This window comes from Cohnella herbarum (assembly GCF_012849095.1).
GTDB lineage: Bacteria > Bacillota > Bacilli > Paenibacillales > Paenibacillaceae > Cohnella > Cohnella herbarum.
On record NZ_CP051680.1, the window covers coordinates 2,338,629 to 2,361,628 of the forward strand.

General features: G+C 51.1%; 20 protein-coding genes. 1 reads left to right on the plus strand and 19 read right to left on the minus strand.

Translation table 11 applies throughout. The features are described 5' to 3' along the window. Positions 1-3 precede the first annotated feature (3 nt). The 4 genes from HH215_RS10575 to HH215_RS10590 all read right to left on the minus strand — a co-directional run bounded on the left by HH215_RS10575 (position 4) and on the right by HH215_RS10590 (position 2,350). The gene (locus tag HH215_RS10575; RefSeq protein WP_169279865.1) at positions 4-465 is read right to left on the minus strand and encodes a cell division protein SepF; all 462 of its coding nucleotides are present in this window, start codon (positions 463-465) and stop codon (positions 4-6) included. Positions 466-467: 2 nt separating this feature from the next. Continuing rightward, positions 468-1,166, minus strand: a complete 699-nt coding sequence (locus HH215_RS10580; protein WP_169279866.1) for a YggS family pyridoxal phosphate-dependent enzyme — start codon at positions 1,164-1,166, stop codon at positions 468-470. A gap of 7 nt (positions 1,167-1,173) precedes the next feature. Further along, the gene (gene pgeF / locus HH215_RS10585; protein ID WP_169279867.1) at positions 1,174-2,004 is read right to left on the minus strand and encodes a peptidoglycan editing factor PgeF; all 831 of its coding nucleotides are present in this window, start codon (positions 2,002-2,004) and stop codon (positions 1,174-1,176) included. Positions 2,005-2,071: 67 nt separating this feature from the next. Further along, positions 2,072-2,350: a YlmC/YmxH family sporulation protein gene (locus tag HH215_RS10590; RefSeq protein WP_169279868.1), complete on the minus strand. Its 279-nt coding sequence runs from the start codon at positions 2,348-2,350 to the stop codon at positions 2,072-2,074. Between the two features lie 630 nt (positions 2,351-2,980). On the opposite strand from HH215_RS10590, the gene HH215_RS10595 reads away from it, so the two are divergent. Further along, complete coding sequence (locus HH215_RS10595; RefSeq protein ID WP_169279869.1) at positions 2,981-3,907, plus strand: transposase; 927 nt, start codon at positions 2,981-2,983, stop codon at positions 3,905-3,907. A gap of 684 nt (positions 3,908-4,591) precedes the next feature. Here the strand turns inward: HH215_RS10595 and sigG are convergent. The 15 genes from sigG to HH215_RS10670 all read right to left on the minus strand — a co-directional run bounded on the left by sigG (position 4,592) and on the right by HH215_RS10670 (position 22,934). Continuing rightward, complete coding sequence (gene sigG, locus HH215_RS10600) at positions 4,592-5,374, minus strand: RNA polymerase sporulation sigma factor SigG (protein WP_169279870.1); 783 nt, start codon at positions 5,372-5,374, stop codon at positions 4,592-4,594. 125 nt (positions 5,375-5,499) lie between these two features. Further along, positions 5,500-6,222, minus strand: coding sequence for an RNA polymerase sporulation sigma factor SigE (gene sigE, locus HH215_RS10605; protein WP_169279871.1), 723 nt, complete (start codon positions 6,220-6,222; stop codon positions 5,500-5,502). A gap of 16 nt (positions 6,223-6,238) precedes the next feature. Next, complete coding sequence (gene spoIIGA / locus HH215_RS10610) at positions 6,239-7,201, minus strand: sigma-E processing peptidase SpoIIGA (protein WP_169279872.1); 963 nt, start codon at positions 7,199-7,201, stop codon at positions 6,239-6,241. Between the two features lie 291 nt (positions 7,202-7,492). Continuing rightward, complete coding sequence (gene ftsZ / locus HH215_RS10615; protein WP_169279873.1) at positions 7,493-8,632, minus strand: cell division protein FtsZ; 1,140 nt, start codon at positions 8,630-8,632, stop codon at positions 7,493-7,495. Between the two features lie 53 nt (positions 8,633-8,685). After that, the gene (ftsA, locus tag HH215_RS10620) at positions 8,686-9,936 is read right to left on the minus strand and encodes a cell division protein FtsA (protein WP_169279874.1); all 1,251 of its coding nucleotides are present in this window, start codon (positions 9,934-9,936) and stop codon (positions 8,686-8,688) included. A gap of 186 nt (positions 9,937-10,122) precedes the next feature. Further along, on the minus strand, positions 10,123-10,908 hold the full coding sequence (locus HH215_RS10625; RefSeq protein ID WP_169279875.1) for a cell division protein FtsQ/DivIB: 786 nt from the start codon (positions 10,906-10,908) through the stop codon (positions 10,123-10,125). Positions 10,909-10,988: 80 nt separating this feature from the next. Further along, the gene (gene murA, locus HH215_RS10630; protein ID WP_169279876.1) at positions 10,989-12,263 is read right to left on the minus strand and encodes a UDP-N-acetylglucosamine 1-carboxyvinyltransferase; all 1,275 of its coding nucleotides are present in this window, start codon (positions 12,261-12,263) and stop codon (positions 10,989-10,991) included. Positions 12,264-12,279: 16 nt separating this feature from the next. After that, positions 12,280-13,185 carry a UDP-N-acetylmuramate dehydrogenase gene (gene murB, locus HH215_RS10635; protein WP_169279877.1) on the minus strand — a complete coding sequence of 302 codons (906 nt, stop codon included), beginning with the start codon at positions 13,183-13,185 and terminating at the stop codon, positions 12,280-12,282. Positions 13,186-13,338: 153 nt separating this feature from the next. Beyond that, positions 13,339-14,448, minus strand: a complete 1,110-nt coding sequence (gene murG / locus HH215_RS10640; protein WP_169279878.1) for an undecaprenyldiphospho-muramoylpentapeptide beta-N-acetylglucosaminyltransferase — start codon at positions 14,446-14,448, stop codon at positions 13,339-13,341. A 5-nt stretch (positions 14,449-14,453) separates the two neighbouring features. Beyond that, positions 14,454-15,551: a stage V sporulation protein E gene (gene spoVE, locus HH215_RS10645; RefSeq protein ID WP_169279879.1), complete on the minus strand. Its 1,098-nt coding sequence runs from the start codon at positions 15,549-15,551 to the stop codon at positions 14,454-14,456. Between the two features lie 45 nt (positions 15,552-15,596). Continuing rightward, entirely contained in the window at positions 15,597-17,036 is a 1,440-nt protein-coding gene (gene murD / locus HH215_RS10650) for a UDP-N-acetylmuramoyl-L-alanine--D-glutamate ligase (RefSeq protein WP_169279880.1), read from the minus strand. Positions 17,037-17,060: 24 nt separating this feature from the next. Continuing rightward, on the minus strand, positions 17,061-18,023 hold the full coding sequence (gene mraY, locus HH215_RS10655; RefSeq protein WP_169279881.1) for a phospho-N-acetylmuramoyl-pentapeptide-transferase: 963 nt from the start codon (positions 18,021-18,023) through the stop codon (positions 17,061-17,063). A 4-nt stretch (positions 18,024-18,027) separates the two neighbouring features. Then, positions 18,028-19,431 (minus strand): UDP-N-acetylmuramoyl-tripeptide--D-alanyl-D-alanine ligase, encoded by a 1,404-nt coding sequence (locus HH215_RS10660; RefSeq protein WP_169284329.1) that lies wholly within the window; start codon positions 19,429-19,431, stop codon positions 18,028-18,030. Further along, positions 19,431-20,918: a UDP-N-acetylmuramoyl-L-alanyl-D-glutamate--2,6-diaminopimelate ligase gene (locus tag HH215_RS10665; RefSeq protein WP_169279882.1), complete on the minus strand. Its 1,488-nt coding sequence runs from the start codon at positions 20,916-20,918 to the stop codon at positions 19,431-19,433. The genes HH215_RS10660 and HH215_RS10665 overlap by 1 nt, the downstream gene beginning before the upstream one ends. Positions 20,919-21,005: 87 nt before the next feature. Further along, positions 21,006-22,934 carry a stage V sporulation protein D gene (locus HH215_RS10670; protein WP_169279883.1) on the minus strand — a complete coding sequence of 643 codons (1,929 nt, stop codon included), beginning with the start codon at positions 22,932-22,934 and terminating at the stop codon, positions 21,006-21,008. Positions 22,935-23,000: the final 66 nt, after the last annotated feature.

The window sequence follows — 23,000 nt, forward strand, 5'->3', positions numbered from 1 at the left end:
GTGTCACCTCATTTTGGGGTAGTCAGCGGTTTCCTCAGACAACATCTCCGTAATCGTTCCCGACACTTCCACCGAATCCGGCGTGCAGAGGAAGATGTCCGGTCCTAACTTGGAGATGTGGCCTCCGAGTGCATACACGGTACCGCTTAAGAAGTCCACGATCCGAATCGCTTGATCCCTTCTGACGCGCTGCAGGTTTACAACGACGGAACGGCGGGATTTCAATTGATCGGCGATTTCCTGCGCTTCATCATAGGAACGGGGCTCCGTGAGCACGACCCGGGAGTTTTTCTGGGAATGAATACTAACGACGTTATTCTTTCCTGATTGTTTACGCGAATCGAACGTAGGGGTTTCAATTTCTTGCTCTTCGGAACCCACATAACGTTCGCGATCCATGTCTTGCTCGAGCTCATTCTCCTCTTGTAAACCAAAATAATTCAAGAACCGGTTCATGACGCCCATAACTATCCCTCCTCTATGTCTTCTTTCCCTACCAGCACCGTTCCCAAACGCACCCAGGTAGCCCCTTCTTCTACGGCAACCTCGAAATCATTGGACATTCCCATCGAAAGTTCCGTCAGCGGCTCCTTCAAAAAGGACCATTCGTTTAAATCGTCTCTTAACTGCCTCAGCGCTCGAAATACGGGTCTTGTCTCTTCCGGCTCGCTTTCGTAAGGCGCCATCGTCATTAGGCCGATCGGCTTTATCCGATCATACTTACGAAGTTCGGTCAAAAACGGCTTAACTTCATCCGGAGACATGCCATGCTTCGACTGTTCGCCTGAAACGTTAACCTGCACGAAACATGAAACATGAATGTCCAGCGATACCGCCCTATTGTGAATGGCTTCTGCCAGAGACAGACGATCTAGAGAATGAACGTATTCGAATTTTCCGATGACATCCTTTACTTTGTTCGTTTGCATAGATCCTATGTAGTGAAAAACGGCTTGTCCATTCAATGAATCCCATTTCGCTTTCGCATTCGGCCAGCGGTTTTCGCCGATATGTGAAACGCCGGCTTGCACCGCGTCCTGGGCCGTGTTCACGGAGACATACTTGGTAACGGCGATAATCTTTACTTCTTCTCGTTGTCTGCCGCTTCTAATGCAAGCTTGTTCAATCCGACTTTCCACGTCTCGCAGACGGCTTTGCAATGTCACGAAACGATCACCTCGATTTCTTTCCTAGCCAGCTCATCATCCGTCCCGTGACCCCGTTTTCCTTACGATGGGAAAACAAAACGTCACTACGGCAACTTGTGCACCATGATGACATTTCGATGCGGCTCGGCAAAATTCCTGCTTTTATCATAAGATGTCGGTTTAAATGTTTCAAGTCAAGGTTCGCGCGACTATCCGTTTTATCAGTTATAATCGTGTCCGTCCCGTTAAATAATGAATTATTTTCGCGTAACGATTGTACTAGCGGATATACGTGTTGAAGCACGTGATCGTCTACTTCGTAACAACAACTCCCGATCGAAGGACCGATAGCCGCCATCAGATTTTCCGGTCGCGCGCCATATACGTCCCGCATCTTTTCAACCGTTTTTACCGCTATTTCCGATACGGTTCCTTTCCATCCCGCATGTGCAAGTCCCAAACTCTCGGTTACGGGGTCAAAGAAGTACAAAGGAACGCAATCCGCAAAATACATCGCCAGCAAAACATCGGTTTCATTCGTAATCAACGCATCCGTGCTTTGAATCGCGCTCGTCCGATCCGCCCTGCCTCGCCCCGCATCCTCTTTGGTCACTACAAACACTTCGTTGCTATGAACTTGCTCTGCGCATGTGAAGACTTCGAATTTCCAGTCTAAACTTGAGCTGATTTTTTTGCGAGTGTTTATTACGGCCTGAGGTTCATCTCCCACATGAAGAGCAGTATTCCCTGCATGTCTAGTTGTGAATCCGGCGGTTATCCCGTCTCTATCGCACCAAGATTGCAGCAATAACAGTGAAGATCCCTCGTCCTCCAGGCGCAATTGAAAAGGCTCCAAGTCATACACACCTCCGAACTCAGTTTAACATAGCTCCGCGGCAATCGGAAGAAAGCGCCTAGGCGCGCTATCTTCCCGAATGCTGTTCCCCGTCTTCTAGCCGATATACTTTCGCATCATCCAAACGCACTAACACGACGTCCGTTCCGATTTTTACGATATTCCTCCATGGGATGACAACATCGTTACCGCTGCCGAACATTCCGAACAGTCGAGTGGAAGTAGGTACGACGATCGAATCAATCCGTCCTTGACGTAAATCCAATTCCAAATCGCTAACTTGCCCCAGCTTCTTTCCGTCCACTATGTTGATTACGTCCTTCGTCTGAAAGTCCGATATTTTCAATTCCCTCGCCCCCAATCGACCGGGCATTCGTACCCTACTATCCAATATATGAGCCAGTCTGGAAAAATGTACGGAGTACGCATCAGGGAGCATAATAAATAAACGTCTGTGCGCAAAACTTTGTTGCAATTTCTTCCTGTCCTTCCACATGTTCATCCTTACGACCCTCAGCGCCGATCGATCATCTCGCTCCAACCTTTGCTGCCATTATCCCTTTCGTTCAGAAAAACTCCTCCCCCGCTTTTTCCAATGCCTCACCCCTCAGCCAATTAAGCATCACATTCCAGTTACTACGGCCATTATCCCCTTCGATCAGTAAACTTTTCCTCACCACCTCCAATACCTAGCCCATCGCGATTAAATATCACATTCCAGCTACTACGGCCATCATCCCCTTCGATCAGTAAACTTTTCCTCACCACCTCCATTACCCAGCCCATCGCGATTAAATATCACCTTCCAGCTACTGCAGCCATTATCCCCTTCGATCAGTAATTCGTCGTCGCGCTATCTGAATATCCCCTTCGTTCAGAATCATAAAATCAGCATCCCTTTCCTCTAACCCTTGACTAAAACACACAATTTATGTAAAATAAAATAAGAACAGATGTTCCTGTAAAGAGGTGATCCATGGTGCATAACGAACTAACTTACGAGCTTTTTTGTGAGCTCTTTGACACCGACGAAAAGTGTACTCAAGCTTTATTTTCCGCCCGTTGGCCTGAAGGATTTCGTTGTCCACGATGCTCGCACGAAAATTTTTACCTCATCCGTACCCGTAAACATCCATTATATGAATGCCGTTCTTGTCATGTCCAAACATCAATAACAGCCGGTACGATCATGGAAAACAGCCGCACACCTCTAATCCTTTGGTTTCAAGCCTTGTTTCTGCATTCGCAACCTCGCGGAATCAGCGCTACAAGACTGTCTTCGATCATAGGTACAACCTACAAAACAGCTTGGCTGATTTGCCACAAAATTCGACATGCAATGTCCTTCGCCGATTCATCTGAACTGCTTTCCGGAGTAGTTCGGGTCAACTGGTCAGTCTATGGTCATCCTTACAATCCAACGGTGTTCCGGCATCCGCAAGAGCAGCCTTTGCTCGCCGGCGCCTCTATCGATGAACACAACCAAATCACACACCTCAAAATCATGCAAGTTCCCGATCACCACCTCATCCATGACCGTATTACTCCCGCAGCGAGTCAGTCTTTCATCACGCAATACGTTGATCCCTCAGTTACTGATATTACAGTCATTACACAGAAGTTTAGCCGCAATAGACACTTCCCGCTCATCCAAATGAGCATTCAAGCTTCCAATTGGATAAATTTCACTTTTAATGGCATTGGCTCTAAACACTTGCAATCTTATTTAGATCAATTTTGCTATGGTTTCAATAGTGCGAATAGAAATTCCAGCCGGTTTAGCTCCCTCCTTCTGCATAGTGGCACGACGCCTGCTTTAGACTATCCTACATTAATCGGCCGCTCGAACAATTCCAATCTCCATAAGCGAAGCTACTTTGAACTCCTGAAAAATGCTGGGTAGATTTCTTGATCAGGCAGTCCAACACATGCATATCAGAGTTAGAATCTTAGGTGTTACTGGATTATGTTAAGATCATCAACTGCTTTGCTCCTATTCATGCTTTTTATCCTTCACCGAAACGTATCACTCGGCTTGACTCATTTCGAAAACTGAGCTAAGGGGATAATGGCTATAGGGATTGAGGACGGGTCTGAGGATGGGTCTGAGGATGGCTTGAGATGAGATGGATTGGAGCTGGAGATAGGCTAGAGATAGGCTAGAGATAGGCTAGAGATAGGCTGGAGATAGGCTGGAGTTGGCCTGGAGATAGGCTCTAGATGGGTTGAAGATGAGCTGGGGATGGGTTGAAGATGAACCATAGCTGTCGCTATGGCTGGGGATGCAAATGCCGGTTAAGGATTGAGTTTTGGAGAATTGAGCTTGGTTGAGATTGTGAATTGAAAGGGTTGAAATTGTTCTAAAGGATCGCGGATGAAGTTTGTTTGGCATAGAGTCTGAAACTGTGACTTTGATTTGGATTGGATTGGATTTTAATTGTATTGTGATTGTGATTGTGATTGGGATTGGGATTGGGATTGGGGTAAATCCTCGAATACTGAGCGAAAGGGATAATGGTCAGAGGGATTTGTCTCGAGTAACGCAAAGAGGATGAAGTCGCCTTCACCCTCTCAAACAGCGCTGGAATTAAGTTTTTACGTGTTTTTGCATTTGCTGAATAGCTGACTTCTCCAGACGAGATACTTGAGCTTGCGAGATGCCGATTTCGTCGGCGACCTCCATTTGGGTCTTGCCTTCGAAAAACCGCATGGATAGAATCATTTTTTCGCGATCATTGAGCTTCCTCATCGCTTCGCGAAGGGCAATCTCTTCGATCCATTGCACGTCCTTGTTGCGTTCGTCGCTAATCTGATCCATAACGAAGATGGGGTCACCGCCATCATGATAGATCGGCTCGAACAAAGATACCGGATCTTGAATCGCATCTAAAGCGAATACGATATCCTCTTTCGGGACGTTCAGTACCTCCGATATTTCCAATATCGTCGGTTCTCTGGAGTGTTGATTCGTCAGTTGGTCTCTTACTTGCAACGCCTTGTAAGCAATATCGCGCAAGCTGCGGGACACTCTGATCGGGTTGTTATCCCTCAGATATCGACGGATTTCCCCAATAATCATCGGAACCGCATAGGTAGAAAATCTGACGTTCTGACTCAGATCAAAGTTGTCTATGGCTTTCATTAAGCCAATGCAACCGACTTGAAAGAGATCGTCAACGAACTCTCCACGGTTATTGAACCGTTGGATTACACTCAATACCAGACGCAAATTACCGTTTACTAATTTTTCCCTGGCGGTAATCTCACCTCGGGTTTGCAGAGCGAGAAATAATTCCCTCATTTCGGCATTGGTCAGAACGGGCAGCTTTGAGGTGTCCACTCCACAAATCTCCACTTTGTTGCGGGTCAAGGCAATTCCTCCCGGGGAGCAGCATTAATGTAAAGTATCTCCGGGTAGGGGGTTTTTATTCCGATGTTTGACACTAATGGATACCGAAAAAAGAAGTGCGAAAACCATGAATATTCTCGCAATTGTTACACCATCTTGTTAAATTCCTTACGGAGCCGCTTAATTATGCGTTTTTCCAGCCTTGAAATATACGATTGAGAAATGCCCAACAAGTCGGCAACGTCCTTCTGGGTTTTTTCTTCTCCGTCAGCTAGTCCGAAGCGAAGCTCCATGATTGTTCGCTCTCTTTCGCTAAGCTTGTCTAGAGCTTTATGAAGCAACTTGCGGTCGACTTGTTCTTCAATATTGCGATAAATCGTATCATTCTCGGTACCTAGCACATCGGAAAGCAACAACTCGTTCCCATCCCAATCGATATTCAATGGTTCGTCGAAAGAGACCTCCGTACGCGTCTTGCTATTTCTTCGCAAATACATCAGAATTTCATTTTCGATACACCGGGAAGCATAAGTAGCTAATTTAATTTTTTTATCCGGATCAAACGTATTTACAGCTTTAATAAGACCGATGGCTCCGATCGATACAAGATCCTCGATATGGATACCCGTATTCTCGAATTTACGAGCGATATAGACGACTAGTCGAAGGTTGCGCTCGATAAGCATAGCCCGAATAGCCGCATCCCCCGTCGACAATCTTTCCAGTAAATATTCTTCCTCTTCACGGCTCAAAGGCGGAGGTAATGCTTCGCTTCCCCCGATATAGTAGACTTCTTCGCTCTTCCAACCAAACCAGAATAACAGGCGATAAAACGACAATTGGGACCTTAATTTCAAGTTCACGAACATTTCTGCTAACCTCCTGTCACGCAGGTTGAGATGGAGCCGATGTTATAGGGTCGGCTTGAGCCATGTCGGGATGGACGATGGCGCGGTAAGTTCCTTCGGATGACAACGTGCCTCCATCTAAACCAATAAGAACCCGGTTCACTTGAAGAAGGGGATGTCCTTCCCGAGACAATACGACCACATCAGGCTTTATGGCCAACATAAGACGCGTAGAGCCGTTAACCGCACGATAAGGCACAAGTCGGAGCCGATTACCCCACCGGTATTCCTCGGAGGCTCGAGCATCCAGCTCGGAAATAAGCTTATCCGCGGATTCGCCCTTTAATCTCTCGCACCACCCCGAGGGCAGTTGTTCCTTCCAAACGCTTGCCTCCATGATCATGACGGGTATACGGGTCAGCGGATCGTAGAGTCGATTGCCCGTGTCTAAGAGAGCGTTCATTTTCCAACTACCGTCGTCTATCCTGATTTCAACTTCCCAGAACAGTTGCTCCAGATCTTGCCTCTTTCGTCTCGTTTCCGATGTACTTCGAAATAACCATACGGATAACAGGAAGGCGATCACGAACAGACCGAGTTGGGATTGCCACTCCAAGAGCAATCCGCCATCCGAGGTGTAGGTGATTCCGCTCCAAGGGGATTCCGCAGACCGAAGTAGAAAGGATAACCCGATAACCCCGCCTAACGTCGCAAAGCTCACCAAGTAAAAAGCGCCCAGGTTACGAATAAAGTGCAACGGTCCCCCATATCCGTAAGAGAGCAGAACCATTACGAGCGAGATCAACACCTTAGCTCCGAAAGAATAGAGATAAGGGACATGAGCCCAGAACATCACAGCCGCATAAGCGGCCCCCAGAAAAGCGGCAGCAAATAACCGACCCCGGGATGGCCGAAGCTGACGCGCTTTGGCGGTTGTTAGAAGAACGGTACCATCAACGGCAAGATTGGTGAAGAAGACTAAATCTACATAAACGATCATAGGTAACCCCCCATCCTTATTCGCCCGGAAAACGGTAGCGCATTGGCAGGCCGGGATGGATGAACCCAGTATAATCGCTTTCAAATTCGGTGTCTGTCTAATCTTGCCGACCCCCAAAACCTTTTTTTGTCGACTGGCATAAACGGCTTACGCCGTCCTTTGGGATGGCGGGATAAATTTATGGACGTAGATGCTTCGGAATAGATGAGCGAATTCTATTCTCTACGAAACGACAAAAAAGCCCCGTATCCACAAGTGTGAATACGAGGCTTTATCATAAAAAGAATAGATTTAACGATCATTGCGCGGACGATTGCGTAAAAACGCAGGAATGTCCAATTGATCGCTCGATAAGCTCTGATTGCCGAACGGACGAAGATTACCCGTCTGACGGCTCTCTGCCGCGCTAGCGGTTTCCGTGACCGAATTTACTTGAGGTTGCTGTGAAGGAGTCGCAACAGGACGTCTGGAAGGTCCTTTGTGCTCGAATCCGGTAGCAATAACCGTGACTTTAATCTCGTCCTTCAAGTTTTCATCAATGCTCGCTCCGAAAATCATGTTCACTTCCGGATCGGACGCTGAGATAACGATCTCGGCTGCCTCGTTGACTTCGTAAAGAGACAAGTTCGAGCCGCCGGTAATGTTCATGATAACACCGCGAGCACCTTCGATAGAAGTTTCCAATAGCGGGCTCAATATCGCTTTTCGTGCGGCTTCCATTGCACGATTCTCGCCTGCTGCTTGTCCGATACCCATCAATGCAGATCCGCGTTCCGACATAATTGTCTTCACATCCGCGAAATCTAGATTGATCAGTCCCGGAACCGCGATCAAATCGGTAATCCCTTGAACGGCTTGGCGTAATACGTTATCAGCCTCTCGGAATGCTTCAATCATAGGCGTTTTCTTATCAACGATCTCAAGCAGTCTGTCGTTAGGAATAACGATAAGCGTATCTACCTTTTCCTTCAACGCCTCGATGCCGATTTCCGCTTGCGAAGAACGTTTCCGCCCTTCAAATGTAAAAGGACGAGTAACGACACCGACGGTAAGCGCTCCGCATTCCTTCGCCAATTCCGCGATGACTGGTGCAGCACCGGTACCGGTCCCACCACCCATTCCCGCGGTAACGAAAACCATATCCGCGGAACGCAACGTATTCGTAATGAACTCCCTGGATTCTTCAGCTGCTTTTTTACCAACATCCGGGTTTGCTCCCGCACCGAGACCTCGAGTAAGCTTGTCCCCGATCTGCAGCTTTTGCTCAGACTTCGTTAAGTGCAAGGCTTGCGCGTCCGTGTTAACGGTAATGAACTCGACGCCTTTGACGCCGTTCTCGATCATCCGGTTTACAGCGTTGCTGCCGCCGCCACCGACTCCAATGACTTTGATTTTCGCGAGTGGCTCCATTTCAAAATCAAACTCCAACATAATTTGCTAACTCCTCCTTGCTTCGCTTGAATGGTTCCTTAATAAGCGGCGGCTTAAATAAATTCCTTGAACATGTTTTTGAACCATTCAACAATGCCAGGCTTTGACGCCGTATTCGTGCTGCCGCCGGCCGCTTTCGCTTTCGGTGCGCGTTTGGTTCCGACTGCGCCGCGCGTTCGAACGTATTTGGTTACATACTGAATCATGCCGACACCGCTGCTGAAAGACGGATCTCTCACACCGATGTAATCCGGAACAGCGATTCTTACATTGGATTCCAACTCTATTTGCGCCAATGGTAGAACGCTAGGTAAAGAGACGGATCCTCCCGTCAGTACGTATCCATTAATTTTGTCGTGGTAACCAAGCCGTTTGACTTCTTGACGGATCATTTGGAAAATCTCTTGCATGCGAGGCTCAATGATGTTGGAAAGATCGAACTGGGAGAATTCCTTCTCCATGTTGCTTCCGACCCTCATCACTTTGAACTTCTGATCCTCTGCCGCATCCTCCGTACGGGCACACCCGTACTTGAGCTTGATTTTCTCCGCGTGTTCCGTTTGAGTTTTGAGGCCGTAACAAATATCGCTCGTCACATAGTCTCCGCCGATCGGAAGCGTTGAAACGGCTGCCAGACTTCCGCCTTCGAATATGGCAAGCGTTGTCGAGCCTGCGCCTATATCGGCTAGAACGGTACCCATTTGCTTCTCGTCTTTGGTTAAAGCCATCATACCTGACGCGAGTGACATCAAGATAAGGCCCGAAATACGCAGACCTGCCTTCTCAACACATCTCATCAGGTTATGTACCGCTGCTTTGGTTCCTGTGATAATCGTACATTCAACTTCAAGACGAACGCCAATCATGCCGCGCGGATCTTGAATATCCGCCAGCCCGTCAACTAAAAATTGCTTGGGAACAAGTCCAATGATTTCCCGTTCAGGCGGTAAGGCAACCACTTTGGCCGCTTGCAAAACACGTTCGATATCTTCTTCTCCGATTTCCCTATCTTCGTTGGAAACGGCGACGACTCCGTGATTACTCTGCAAAGCAATATGATTGCCGGAGATCCCGACGTAAACCTCGCTAATTCCGATACCGACCATGCGTTCTGCATGATCGACGGCATTGCGGATGGACTGCACGGTTTGGTCAATATCTACAATGGCGCCTTTGCGGATTCCATCGGAATCTGCAGATCCAACGCCAATGATGTTAATGGCCCCGTTGCTGATCTCCCCGATAATCACCCGGATTTTCGAAGTTCCAATATCCAGGCTGACGATGAGGTCGTTGTTACTCAACCGGTGGCACCTCCCGTAGATCGATGAAAGTAGCTGCGTACAAGGGATGCTTCCTCTACATATTCCACATCCACGAGGTTTTCCCTCTTTTTTCTACAATTTTTTTGGTTATACGTTAGGAAGATGAAAAAGTCTCATTTCGCACTACCCATTTCACCCTAAAAGAAATTCTAGCATTCTTTTGGTTTATTGAGTAGAGTCCTTTTCCTTAACTTTATCGGCTCCTCCAGGCGCATCTGTAACATTTTCCGCCGAATAGGGCAAATAAGTGTCCGCTTCCAACATAATAATCCTTCCCGGCTCCCGATTTTGCACGATATCGCCAAGGTAAGGTATTTTATCCTTCAGCTTCTCCACTGTCGTAAGGACTTCAAATCGGGAGCGGGTAAACATTTTGATCCGGTTCGGATAAGAAACGGACGGATCCGGATGAATCTCCGATAAATCGGCAAGTAAATATCCGGGCAATTCATTCAATACTCGGCACAGCGCAATCAAGTTTGCATCTTCTGGTTTCCATCCCGATAGAATCGGTTTATCTAGCACTCTACCTTCCGGGATCGGTAACGTCAACCCATTGGAAAGTACGGCGAGCACTTTATTGTCCGCGGAAAGCTTCACCGCGACTTGCGGGAACTCCTTGACCTCGACGCGCAGCACTCCCGGGAAGTTTTTAATAATCGTCACTTTCTCTATCGGTTTGAGCCCTTTCAGCCTTTCCTTAATTTGGCCGATGCTCGGAACGAAAAAAGAATCTCCGGGGGTTACGTCGAGCTGTTGCAAAACTTCTTCTTTGGTTAAGTATTCGGTGCCCGCGATTTGGATTTCCGAGATTTCGGCTAGAGGGGACCGGAAAAACAACACGATAAGCACGATTACAATCAGTGCGATTAAAAGTCTCAACAATCTTTTCCCGCGTCGAGTGCGTGGAATCTTCTCCTCGCGCTTTAACGCGGGAATCCTTTCAGCCACTATCCGTCCCCCCTTGTCCAACAATTTAACAAAAAAGCCCCGCAGCGGAAGAAGGCTTCTGCGGCGGGGAACCATCACCTTTAGCTGTAGACCTTGCTCTTGTGGACTTCGCGGGTAATGTTGCCGCCGATCTGGCGAAACATCTCTTCTATTCGATCGTACCCGCGATCGATATGATGCACTTGCTCCACTACGGTTCGACCCTGCGCAGCCAACCCCGCAATAACCAGAGCTGCCCCCGCTCTCAAATCCGTCGCTTCGACTGTCGCTCCATAAAGCTGTGGTACGCCGCGAATAAAAGCATTATTCAGATCGACCCGAATATCGGCTCCCATGCGGCACAGTTCATCCACATGCTTGAAGCGGCCTTCGAAAATCGTTTCCTTCATAACGCTCACGCCGTCCGCTAACGCCAACAACGTCATCACCTGGGCCTGCAGATCCGTAGGGAAAGCAGGATAAGGCGACGTGACGATACGATCGACCGCGGAAGGGCGCTTAATCGCGCCGACTCTCATTATATCATTGCCGACCTCTATTTGAACACCTGCCCGACGAAGGACGTGAATGAGCGACGTCAATTGTCCCGGTTGGGTGTTCTCAAGCGTGACTTCCCCGCGGGTTGCGGCGGCCGCGACCATGACCGTTCCCGTAACGATACGGTCGGGAATAACCTCGAAATCGCAACCGTACAGCGAATCTACTCCATCTATCGTGAGCGTATCCGTACCGGCGCCCGATACTTGCGCGCCCATCCGATTGAGAAACTGCTGTAAATCTTGTATTTCCGGCTCTCTTGCCGCACCTATGATCGTCGTCCGGCCTTGAGCCAGAACGGCAGCCATCATGATGTTCTCCGTAGCGCCGACGCTAGGAAAATCCAAACTGATTTCGGCTCCTTTGAGACGACGGGCGGAGCAGACGATTCTGCTGCCCTTTTCTTCTATATTCGCACCAAGAGCCGCAAGACCGCGCAAATGCAAATCAATCTTTCTTTCGCCGATCGCGCACCCTCCCGGCTGGTAGAGCTGAGCTTCCCCGAAACGAGCGAGAAGCGGTCCCATCAAAAAGACCGATGATCGCATTTTCCGCATCAGCGTCTCCGGAATGTGAGAGGATGTCGCGACTGCCGAATCGACCGTCACTACCGCATCCTGATGTCGGGCCTTACACCCGAGATCCCGCAAAATGTCCAGCATGACTTCGATGTCAAGCAGCCTGGGAACGTTGCGGATCGTCACTTTTCCTTCCGCGAGTAAGCTGGCGGCCAAAATCGGCAAAGCAGCATTTTTGGCTCCGTGGATACGAATGGTGCCCGAAAGCGGCTGCCCGCCTTCAATCACCAAATTGTCCAAGGGTTTCACCTCCGGATTACCGCTCACCCAACAAGAGAACCTCCGGTACTAGTAGGATTCCATAAGTTTGTTCGATAGTGTGTTGTACTCGTCGTATGAGGGTGAGAACGTCCTCAGCCTTCGCACCGCCATGGTTGACGATAAAGTTAGCATGCACTTGGGAAACTTCCGCAGCGCCTTCGCGCAGCCCCTTTAATCCGGCCGCTTCGATGAGCCTCGCGGCATGATCGTTAAGCGGATTGCGAAAAACGCTGCCCGCGCAAGCCATTTGGAGCGGTTGGGTACGGCGTCGCCGGTCTTTATAAGTGGCCATCGCCGCCGCGATTTCCTTACGGTCTCCGTTCGCCAGCCGGAATACCGCTCGGGTAATAATCCCCCGCCGTTCCTGCAAAATGGAATGGCGATAAGAGAACTTCATCTCTTCTTTCCCAAATACATCCCGACTCCCGTCTTCCCAAATGATGTCGGCTGACTGTAAGATACGCGAAATGTCCGAACTATGGGCTCCGGCGTTCATGTACACGGCTCCGCCTACCGTTCCCGGAATTCCTCCCGCGAATTCCAAGCCGGTAAGGCCTTCCTTGCCCGACATGACCGACAGCTTGATGAACGAGTACGCCGCGCCTACAGACACCGTCTCGCCATCGAATCGTACTTCGTCGAAACCGTCGCCTAGCTTAATGACGGCTCCTCGAACCCCTTTATCGGATACCAGAGTATTCGATCCCCGACCGAGCATACACCAAGGTACGCCATGGCTTTGCAATATCCGCAAAGCTGCTGCGAGTTCATCCTCCGTCCCCGGGATCAGCAAAATATCCGCAGGTCCGCCGATTTTCCAAGTCGTATGTCCGGCAAGCGGTTCGTTCACCCGCACATGGCCGATTCCTGCTTGTTCTAGTTCAGCGACCAATCGTTGCATGGTGTTATCCTCCTTACGCGTCCTTCAGGGCTGCACGTTGCCGTCGTTACCGTCCGCCTCGGTTCGGCAGTCACGATCACGCTGTATCTTATGACGACTGGGCGGGGGTGGTGACAATCGCCCATTAGCTAGCTTTCCGAAGGACCTGATAGTTTATCTTTTTCGTTGTATACGAACGATCTGATCATAAATCGCGGCAGCCGCCTTAGGCATGCCCATTCCGCGCGAAGCCCGGGACATCGAGTCTCTGCGCACGGCATCGCCCATGATGGCGCTCATATGCCGGAATAACAATTCGCCGGTCAATTCCCGTTCCAGAATCATAATAGCCGCGCCTGCGTCCGCAAGGCTTCGAGCATTGGCCTCCTGATGATTATTCGTCACGTTAGGCGAAGGAATCAGGATGGACGGCAAGCCCAGCGAAGTAACCTCCGCCAAGAAGGATGCCCCGGCCCGACCGACGAATAAAGTCGCCGCGGCCAATACTTCAGGCATATTGTGAATATACGGAAGCACGTGCACCCGTTTAGAAGCCTCCGGGTTCAACCGATGGATTGCCGCTTCCGTTTCTTTGAAAAATCTTTCGCCGGTCACGAATACGAAGTGGGTATCCGTCATCTTGTGCAACATCGGCAACGTCTGCTCGATTGCTTGATTAATGGCTTTCGCTCCGCCGCTGCCGCCCACGACAAGCACGAACGGCGTACCGCTTGCTAAACCTAACGACGAGAAACCTTTGTTCCGATCCGCCTTCAATACCCTCGTAGCGCAAGGGTTTCCGGCGAACTCGACATCCGGACACTTCTCGAAGAGACCGACGGATTCGGAGAAGCTGACAGCGACTCCATCCACGTATCGGCTTAAAAACTTATTCGTAAGACCCGGAATGACGTTCTGTTCGTGAATAAGCGTCGGAATTCCGAGACGCGAAGCGGCGTAGACGACAGGGCCGCATACGTATCCTCCGGTTCCGACGACGACATCGGGCTTGAATTTTCTAAGTAATTGTTTAGAGCGACGCACGCCTTGCACAAAACGCATGACCGTCCGCACGTTCTCCCAAGACAGAGAACGGCGGAAGCCGGTAATCGTGACGTCTTCGAACGCGATGCCTTGCTCCGGAACGATCCGGCTCTCCAATCCGCGACTCGTTCCGATATAGAGCAAGGAAGAGCCGGGCTGTCTGGCCTCGACTTCGCGACCGATGGCCAATGCCGGGTAGATGTGTCCGCCCGTACCTCCTCCGGTTAATACGACACGCATGAACTTCACCTCGAATAACGGGATAAATTAAGTAAAATGCCAAGCGCCGTTAACAATAACGTCAACGACGAACCGCCATAGCTAACGAGGGGTAACGTAACCCCCGTAATGGGCAGCAACCCGATAACGACGCCGATGTTAATCAACACCTGAATGGCGAAAATGCCAACGATCCCCGTGGCGAGCAAACTGCCGAACGGATCCGATAACGTAATCGCCGTTCGCATTCCGCGCCATATGAGGAGCAGAAACAACATGATCAGCAAGGAACCGCCGATAAACCCGAGTTCTTCCGCGATAATAGAAAATATAAAATCCGTTTGCGGTTCGGGTAAGTAATTATATTTCTGTCGGCTCATCCCAAGACCCAAACCAACGAGCCCGCCCGGACCAATCGCGTACAACGACTGAATGGATTGATATCCCGCGCCTTGCGGGTCTTGCCAAGGATCCAGGAATGCCGTAATCCGTTGCAACCGATAGGGCGCTGCCGCTATTAACCCTACTAACCCTAGCACCCCTAGCAGCGCCAAACCGCCTAGATGGGCAAGTCGAGCCCCGGCGACGTAAATAGCTAGCAAGGCAGCGCCGATCATGACGGTGCCCGTCCCTAAGTCCGGTTGAAGCATGATCAGTCCGAACGCCGCTCCCAGAATCCCAAGCGGCGGAAGCAAACCCTTCGTGAAATTCGTGATCTGGTTTTGTTTCTCCGATAGCAGCTTCGCTATGAAAAAGATCATCGCTAGCTTCATAAACTCCGAAGGTTGAATGCCGAAAGAACCGATTCCGAGCCAGCTTCGGGCTCCTCCGCGCACGACGCCGAGTCCGGGAATCAATACGATAATCAGCATGCCGAAGCAAACAAGCAAAGCAGGGACGGCCCATTTGCGCCAGAACGTATATTCTACGTTCATCATAACGAACATCGAGACGATTCCAAGAACCGCGAACAAGAGTTGCCTCTTCACGTAGTAATAGGAATCTCCATAATCATGAAAAGCAGCGACAGCGCTGGCGCTATACACCATCACTACGCCAATGGCCAGAATGCCAAGCGTAGCGGCGATCATCCATACATCGGGAACGGAGCGGGTTTTGGCCATGAACCGGACACCTCACGGTTTGCAAAAGTGGGGACATGCCCCCTTCTACAACGTATGCGCCGATTGCTTAAAAATGCGACCTCGAACCTCATAGGATGGGAACATGTCCCAGCTTGCGCACGCGGGCGACAAAAGCACGATGTCTCCCGGCGCCGCCATGGCGGCTGCTTCCTTGACGGCTCGGCGAAGCGTTTGCTCGGCGTCCTCTTCAGGTTCGACGATTTTCACGCTTGTTAAACCGCCCAACGCCGCAACGCGGGCTATTTTCTCCCTCGTCTCTCCAATTACGGTCAATCCTTTCACCCTATCACGGAATATCGGCAAAAGCTCCATATAATCGGAACCTCTGTCCGAGCCTCCGGCGATAAGAATGAGAGGGGAAGGCAAAGATAAAATTGCCATCGTGGTCGCCATCGGATTCGTTGCCTTGGAATCGTTATAGAACTTAACGCCGCCAAAAGTTCCGACGTATTCCAAGCGATGTTCCACGCCTCGGAAGTTGCGCAGCGGCTCCGCCAACTGCTGCGGCTTCGCTCCCGCGGATAGAGCAATCGCGATCGCCGCCAAAGCGTTGGCCGTATTATGGCGTCCCGGAATGCCCAACTCGTCGACGCGAATGATTCGCTGCTCCAAACCGTCCTCGCCCCGATGGACGATCCATCTCTCTTGTTCAAGCTCTTCCTCGTCTTCAGTCGGACGAATCGCGGAATATGGCGGAATGACCATCGTTCCTTGCGCCAAAATCCGCGTAACGGAAAACGGAAATAACCGGCCATTGAAATCGGCAGCCAGCCTGCGACAAGTTTCGTCATCCTCGTTGTAAATGGCTATGTCGTCCGAAGTTTGATTCTCGAACAATTTCGCCTTCGAACCGACATAATCCTCCATCGAGCCATGATAATCCAAATGCGTCTCCGCAACGTTTAACAAACAGGCGATAGTCGGACGGAACTCCGACGTCCCCTTTAACTGGAAGCTGCTCAGCTCGGCAACGAGCCATCCATCCTCGGATACCTCTTGAGCGGCTTCGCTAAGCGGAATGCCGATATTGCCGGCGACAAGCGGCTTTAAGCCTGCCGCTTCCAGCAACACGCCGGTTAACGTGGTCGTCGTCGTCTTGCCGTTAGAACCCGTAATCCCGATCAGCGGTGCCGGAGAAATCTGGCCGGCCACTTCGACTTCGCTGATCACTTCGACCCCTAGTCTCAAGGCATCGACGATCGGCGGCGCCGCGTAAGGGATGCCCGGGTTCTTAACCAGCAACGCGGTTTCCTTCGTAACGAGCCCTTCAGGGTGATGCCCGCACACAACAGAAATGCCCAAAGCCGTCAGTTCATCGGCTTCAGGGCATTGTTCCAGCTCTTTTTTGTCGTTAACGGTCACTTCCGCTCCGACGCTGTGAAACAGTTTTGCAGCAGCTACGCCGCTTCTGGCCAAACCGAGCACGACGACTTGCCGTCCCCGGTAGGAAGTAAGTTGCTTCATCTCGTAATAGCCCCTTTATCGCTCTTAACTTACTTTATACAGTAACAATCCGGCTCCCGCCAGCAACAATCCGACGAACCAGAAAGTCGTAACGACTCTCCATTCCGACCAACCGGACAGCTCGAAATGGTGATGGATCGGACTCATCTTGAAAACGCGTTTGCCTCGCGTCTTAAACGAAGCGACCTGAATGATCACGGAGAGCATCTCGAGCACGAATACGCCTCCGATCACGATGAGCAGCAATTCCGTCTTCGTGAGGATCGCAACGGCGGCGATACCGCCTCCAAGACCGAGCGAGCCCGTGTCTCCCATAAAAATCTTCGCCGGATGCGCGTTGTATACAAGAAAACCTAACACGGCTCCGACGACGGCCGCGCTAAACACCGCCGATTGGGGCTGCGTCGCTTCCAAAGCGATGATCGCGAAAGCTCCGAACGCCAAGGCGCTTGTCCCGGACAGCAGTCCGTCGAGCCCGTCCGTAAAGTTAACGGCATTCGTAGACCCGAGGAACATGACGACGACGAGCAAGTAATACGCCCATCCCAAGTCGAAGGACCAATCCGTACCCGGAACGCCGATAACCGTACTATGATCCATTTTGTATAAAATATAACAGAAAATAGCGGAAAACAGCAGTTGACCGAATAACTTTTGTTTCGCGGTCAGTCCGAGCGAGCGTTTGAATACGATTTTAATGTAATCGTCCAGAAATCCGACCAGGCCGAATCCGAGACACGCGACTAACAGCGCCCAATATTCCAGCCCTTGATCGGCGAATCTCAAAAACGCGAGCGTCAAAGCGACCAAAATAATAATGCCGCCCATCGTCGGCGTGCCCGTCTTCTTTAAATGGGATTCCGGCCCATCGGTCCTTACCTGCTGTCCGAATTTAAGCCTGCGCAGGAGCGGAATGAAAAGAGGCCCGAATAACACCGATAACACGAAGGATACGCCTAAAGTCCAAAAAATCGAAGTATAATCCATTCCGTCACCCCCCGGCTCCTCTCTGTATTTTCGTAACGATTTCTTCCAAGCGCATTCCTCTTGAAGCTTTGACGAGTACCAAATCTTCAGGCGCCAGCTCTTCGATCAAATCGTTAGCCATGTCGTCCTTGTTCTCGAAGTAGCGCACGCAGCCTTCCGGATAATTCAGCGACGTTTCCTTGAAGGTTTCGCGCGACAACGGACCGTAAAGCAATACCCGATCGGCTTTGGTCTCGTTCAAGTAACGTCCGATTTCTCCATGCAGAGCAATTTCATCCGCTCCGAGCTCCAGCATATCTCCAAGCACGATCCATTTACACCGGTAGCCCGATAGTTCCGCAACGAGTCCGATCGCCGCCCGAACCGAAGTCGGGCTCGCATTGTAGGCGTCGTTAAGAACGACTGCCCCGTTATAAGCCACGCTTCGTTCGATTCGCATCCCGGTCAGATTCGCGGATTTGAGCCCTTCTCCGATGTCCTCGAACGACAATCCGAACAGCCGTCCGACGGCTATAGCCGCTAGAGCGTTCACGGCGTTGTGCCTTCCCGGTATCGGCAGCTCGAAGGAATGGTCCCCCTCCGCGCTGACCGTAAATTGCGTCCCTTCCGAGTTCACCCGAATATACCTTGCTACCCAGGCGTTACTTGGATTTTCGCCGAAGGTCACGAGATCGATCTGCTTATCCTGCGCTCTTGCGGCAAGTTCATCTTCCAGCAACGGCTCATCGCCGTTATAGACGAGCGTCCCTCCCGGCTTCAAGCCGTCCGTAATTTCCAGCTTCGCTCGGGCGATGTTCCTACGCGTTCCCAGTTGCAACAAATGAGACTCTCCGATGTTCGTAACGATAGCCGCATCCGGCTTCGCCATGGCCGACAGCAAGGAAATTTCTCCTTGTCCGCTCATCCCCATCTCCAGAACGAGCACTTCCGTATTCTCCGCCGCGCTTAAAACCGTGAGCGGCAATCCGATATGATTATTGAAATTCCCCTCTGTCTTATGTACAAGGAACCTTGTCGATAGAACGGAGGAAATCAGGTCTTTCGTCGTCGTTTTGCCGTTGCTGCCCGTAATCGCAACGACCTTGGCGGATAACCGGTTATTCAAGTATCCGACGGCTAGAGCTTGCAGCGCTTCTAACGTATTGTCTACCAGGACAAGAGGGACGTCTATCTCCGGCAAAGGAACGCTTCTGTCCCACAAAGCAGCGAAAGCTCCCGCATCCTTAGCCGTTCGAATATAATCATGGCCATCGAACCGTTCGCCGCGCAAAGGCACGAACAATTGTCCCGGCTGGATCTTGCGCGTATCGGTGGAGACGCCGGTCAACAGAACGTCGTCATTCCCGGCTAATCCGACAATCTCACCCGCTCCGCTCCATTCGCTTACTTCATGAACCGTTGCTCGCATCACAAGATTCGACTCCTTATCGCTTCTTTCGCCACGAGGCGATCATCGAAATCGTGCGTAATCCCGCCGATGATTTGATAGGTTTCATGGCCTTTCCCCGCAATCAATACTACATCGCCGGGGCTTGCCATTTCAACCGCTTTTTCGATCGCGATCCGCCTATCGGGCTCCAACTCGTAGCGATCCGGCGTAACGCCCGCCGCTTTCAACCCGGCCTCGATATCGCGAATAATCTCTTGCGGATTTTCCGTGCGCGGATTATCGCTGGTCACGATTAATTTATCGGCTAGCTCCGCCGCGATTCGCCCCATGATCGGACGTTTCGTCTTGTCCCGATCGCCTCCGCAGCCGAATACGCAAATGACTTCGCCCGTGGCCAATTCTTTGACGGTGTTCAGCACGTTCTCCAAACCGTCCGGAGTATGGGCGTAGTCGACGATAACTGCATACGGTTGCCCCTCGTTAACAGGCTCCACGCGACCCGGAACGCCTTCAATCCGCTCCAGGCTATGAATCGCGGCGTCAAAGTCGATCCCTTCGCACAAGGCGGCTCCGAGCGCCGCAAGCGCGTTATAAACGTTAAACAATCCGACCAGTCGCAATTCGACCTGACGGTTGCCTTTGAACGATTCTAGCCGGAACGAAGTTCCTCCGGCCGTGATCTTCACTTCGGAAGCTTTAAGATGGGAATCGTTCTTGATTCCGTATGTAAGCACCTCCGAAGCCGTCAGCTTGGCGAACCGCCCCGACGCTTCGTCGTCTCCGTTCAAAACCGCGAAAGTACGATCCTCCGGTTGATCGGAATACGTATTGCCCAGCCGGGAGAAAAACAGTCCCTTAGCCGCTTCATACGCCTCCATCGTCCCGTGGTAGTCCAAATGATCTTGAGTCAAATTCGTAAATACTGCCGTACGGAACCGACAGCCTTTGACTCTTCCCTGTTCCAATGCATGGGAAGACACCTCCATCACGCACCGTTCCGTTCCATTCTCGACCATAGAGCGGAAAATACGCTGCAGCTGAAGGACGTCCGGAGTCGTTCCCGACATCGGAAAACTTTGTCCGCCGTATCGGGTTTCGATCGTACCGATGACCCCGGCGGACACTCCCGCGTCCGCCCAGATTTGCTCGATCAAGTAAGACGTTGTCGTCTTCCCGTTCGTGCCGGTTATGCCGATCGGACGAAGCGTATGCGACGGCCTTCCGTAGAAGAAGTCCGCGATTTGCGCCAACGCCTGCCGGGTATTGGGCACGACGAGTTGCGCGGCGTCTATCGGCAGCTCTCTGGAAGTGACGAGCGCGGCGGCCCCTTGCTCGATCGCTTGAGCCGCGAAGTCGTGCCCATCCACCGTATGTCCGGGTAAGCAGAAAAACAAACATCCGGGCTCGATATGGCGCGAGTCGCTTTCCAAGCTCCGAATCGCAACCGAAGGATCTCCTATAATACGGGATAACAACAACTGTTGGGAGAGTTCTTTTAAATTCATTAACTTACGGCCTCCTGACGAACCTATCTACAATGTACACTCATTATGTTCCAATGACTCCTAATCATTCAAGTGGAAAAACGAACTTTAGTCCGATGCGCCTAGATAGATTCGAATAACCGAACCTTGATCAACCCGCGTTCCCGCTGCGGGAGCTTGCCTGATCACGGTGCTTCCGCTTCCAGAACTTGCTAACTGAAAGTTCGAATTCATATCCTCGTACAGATCGGATACCGTTTTGCCTACGAGATTCGGTACGGTCACGACTTTCGGCTCGCCGCTTCCGTATTTGAACTCTTTTTCCACTTGGGTCGTTCTTGGCTTAACTCCTAAATAAGGCAGCGCATCCGCCATAATATTGTGCACGATCGGCGCGGCGACGACTCCGCCGAACTGAATGCCTTGAGGGTTATCGACGGCAACGTACACGATCAATTGCGGATCGTCGGCAGGCGCGAAACCGATGAACGAGACGATATGTTCGTCCTTAGAGTATTTACCGTTCACGACCTTCTGCGCGGTTCCCGTCTTCCCGCCTACCCGGTATCCGTCCAGGAAAGCATTGCGCCCAGTCCCTTGCGCGACGACCTTCTCCAACGCCTCTCGCACCTTCTTGGACGTTTCCGGAGAAATCACCTGCCTCACCAGCTCAGGCTTCGTTTCTTCCAAAATCATTCCGGTTTCCGGTTGTATCCAAGATTTCGATACGAATGGCTTATATAACTTACCGCCGTTAATGGCGGCCGATACCGCGGTTATTTGTTGAATCGGCGTTACGGAGACGCCCTGACCGAAAGCCGTCGTAGCGAGCTCCACCGGTCCGACCTGTTTAGGTTTGAACATGATCCCGTTCTCTTCGCCTTTCAAGTCGATGCCCGTCTTCTTCCCGAAACCGAAATTATAGATATACGAAAATAGTTTCTCTTTTCCCAGCCGGTTGCCAAGCGTCACGAAACCCGGATTGCAGGAATTTTCGACGACTTCGAGGAACGATTGGCTGCCGTGTCCGCCCTTCTTCCAGCAGCGAAGCTTCGCCCCGGCTACTTCGATGTAACCCGGATCGTAGAAATGCTCGTGTTCCAAATCCACTTTCCCTTCCTCCAGCGCGGCGGCAAGGGTAATAATCTTAAAAGTCGATCCCGGCTCGTAAGTCATCCAGATCGGCAGGTTGCGATTGTAAACCTCGGCGGACACTTCTTGATAGTGGTCCGGCTGGAAAGTCGGACGGCTGCCCATCGCGTAGATTTCGCCGGTTTGCGGGTTCATGGCGATGGCGATCACGCTATTCGCTTGATACTGCAGCATCGCTTGATCCAGTTCGCGTTCGACGATCGATTGAACCGTCTGATCGATCGTAAGCTGCAATGACAAGCCGTCCTGCGGAGGCACGAATTTATCCGACGTTTGCGGCATTTTGCGTCCCGCGGCGTCCGCGAGCGATGATACGTTGCCCTTCAGCCCCGTTAGCCTCTCGTCGTATCTGAGCTCCAATCCCGTCAGCCCTTGATTATAGCTTCCGGTAAACCCGAGAACGTGCGCGGCGAGATTTCCGAACGGATAATACCTTTTGTTATCCTCGGACACGACGATGCCGGGCAAATTCAAACCGCGGATTTCCTGAGCCTTCTCGAGGGTCATCTTGCGCCCGCCGGGTTTTAGCTCTACGTTCGACGCGACCGTCGATAATTTCTTGAACAAGCTGTCCTCCGACATGCCTAGCGGGCCGGACAATAGACGGGCCGTCTCGCGTTTATCCTTGACCTGCACCGGAATCGCGTAGATCGTCGGAGAGCTGATATTGTAGGCGAGACGGGTTCCGTTGCGATCCAGGATTTCCCCCCGTTTGGCTTGAAAAGGAATATCGCGTCGCCAAGAATCCTCGGCCCTCTTCGTAATCTCGTCGCCGATCATCAATTGGACGTATCCGAGTCTGATCACTAATGCCGCAAAAGCAACGACAGCCAACACTAACGCGAAATACAATCTTTTCCGAACCGTAACCTGTGATATTTTCAAAATGAAAAACCCCCTTTACCGGGAACGTCTGAACGGGCTTTCGCCTAGTTCCAGACTATTCTCGGG

Coding starts and splice junctions, on each gene's coding strand:
- spoVE (WP_169279879.1), bottom strand. CDS start 15,551: ATGGCCAAAACCCGCTCCGTTCCCGATGTATGGATGATCGCCGCTACG.
- HH215_RS10595 (WP_169279869.1), top strand. CDS start 2,981: ATGGTGCATAACGAACTAACTTACGAGCTTTTTTGTGAGCTCTTTGAC.
- murD (WP_169279880.1), bottom strand. CDS start 17,036: ATGAAGCAACTTACTTCCTACCGGGGACGGCAAGTCGTCGTGCTCGGT.
- HH215_RS10660 (WP_169284329.1), bottom strand. CDS start 19,431: ATGCGAGCAACGGTTCATGAAGTAAGCGAATGGAGCGGAGCGGGTGAG.
- sigE (WP_169279871.1), bottom strand. CDS start 6,222: ATGTTCGTGAACTTGAAATTAAGGTCCCAATTGTCGTTTTATCGCCTG.
- mraY (WP_169279881.1), bottom strand. CDS start 18,023: ATGGATTATACTTCGATTTTTTGGACTTTAGGCGTATCCTTCGTGTTA.
- HH215_RS10575 (WP_169279865.1), bottom strand. CDS start 465: ATGGGCGTCATGAACCGGTTCTTGAATTATTTTGGTTTACAAGAGGAG.
- ftsZ (WP_169279873.1), bottom strand. CDS start 8,632: ATGTTGGAGTTTGATTTTGAAATGGAGCCACTCGCGAAAATCAAAGTC.
- HH215_RS10665 (WP_169279882.1), bottom strand. CDS start 20,918: ATGAATTTAAAAGAACTCTCCCAACAGTTGTTGTTATCCCGTATTATA.
- murG (WP_169279878.1), bottom strand. CDS start 14,448: ATGCGTGTCGTATTAACCGGAGGAGGTACGGGCGGACACATCTACCCG.
- spoIIGA (WP_169279872.1), bottom strand. CDS start 7,201: ATGATCGTTTATGTAGATTTAGTCTTCTTCACCAATCTTGCCGTTGAT.
- murB (WP_169279877.1), bottom strand. CDS start 13,185: ATGCAACGATTGGTCGCTGAACTAGAACAAGCAGGAATCGGCCATGTG.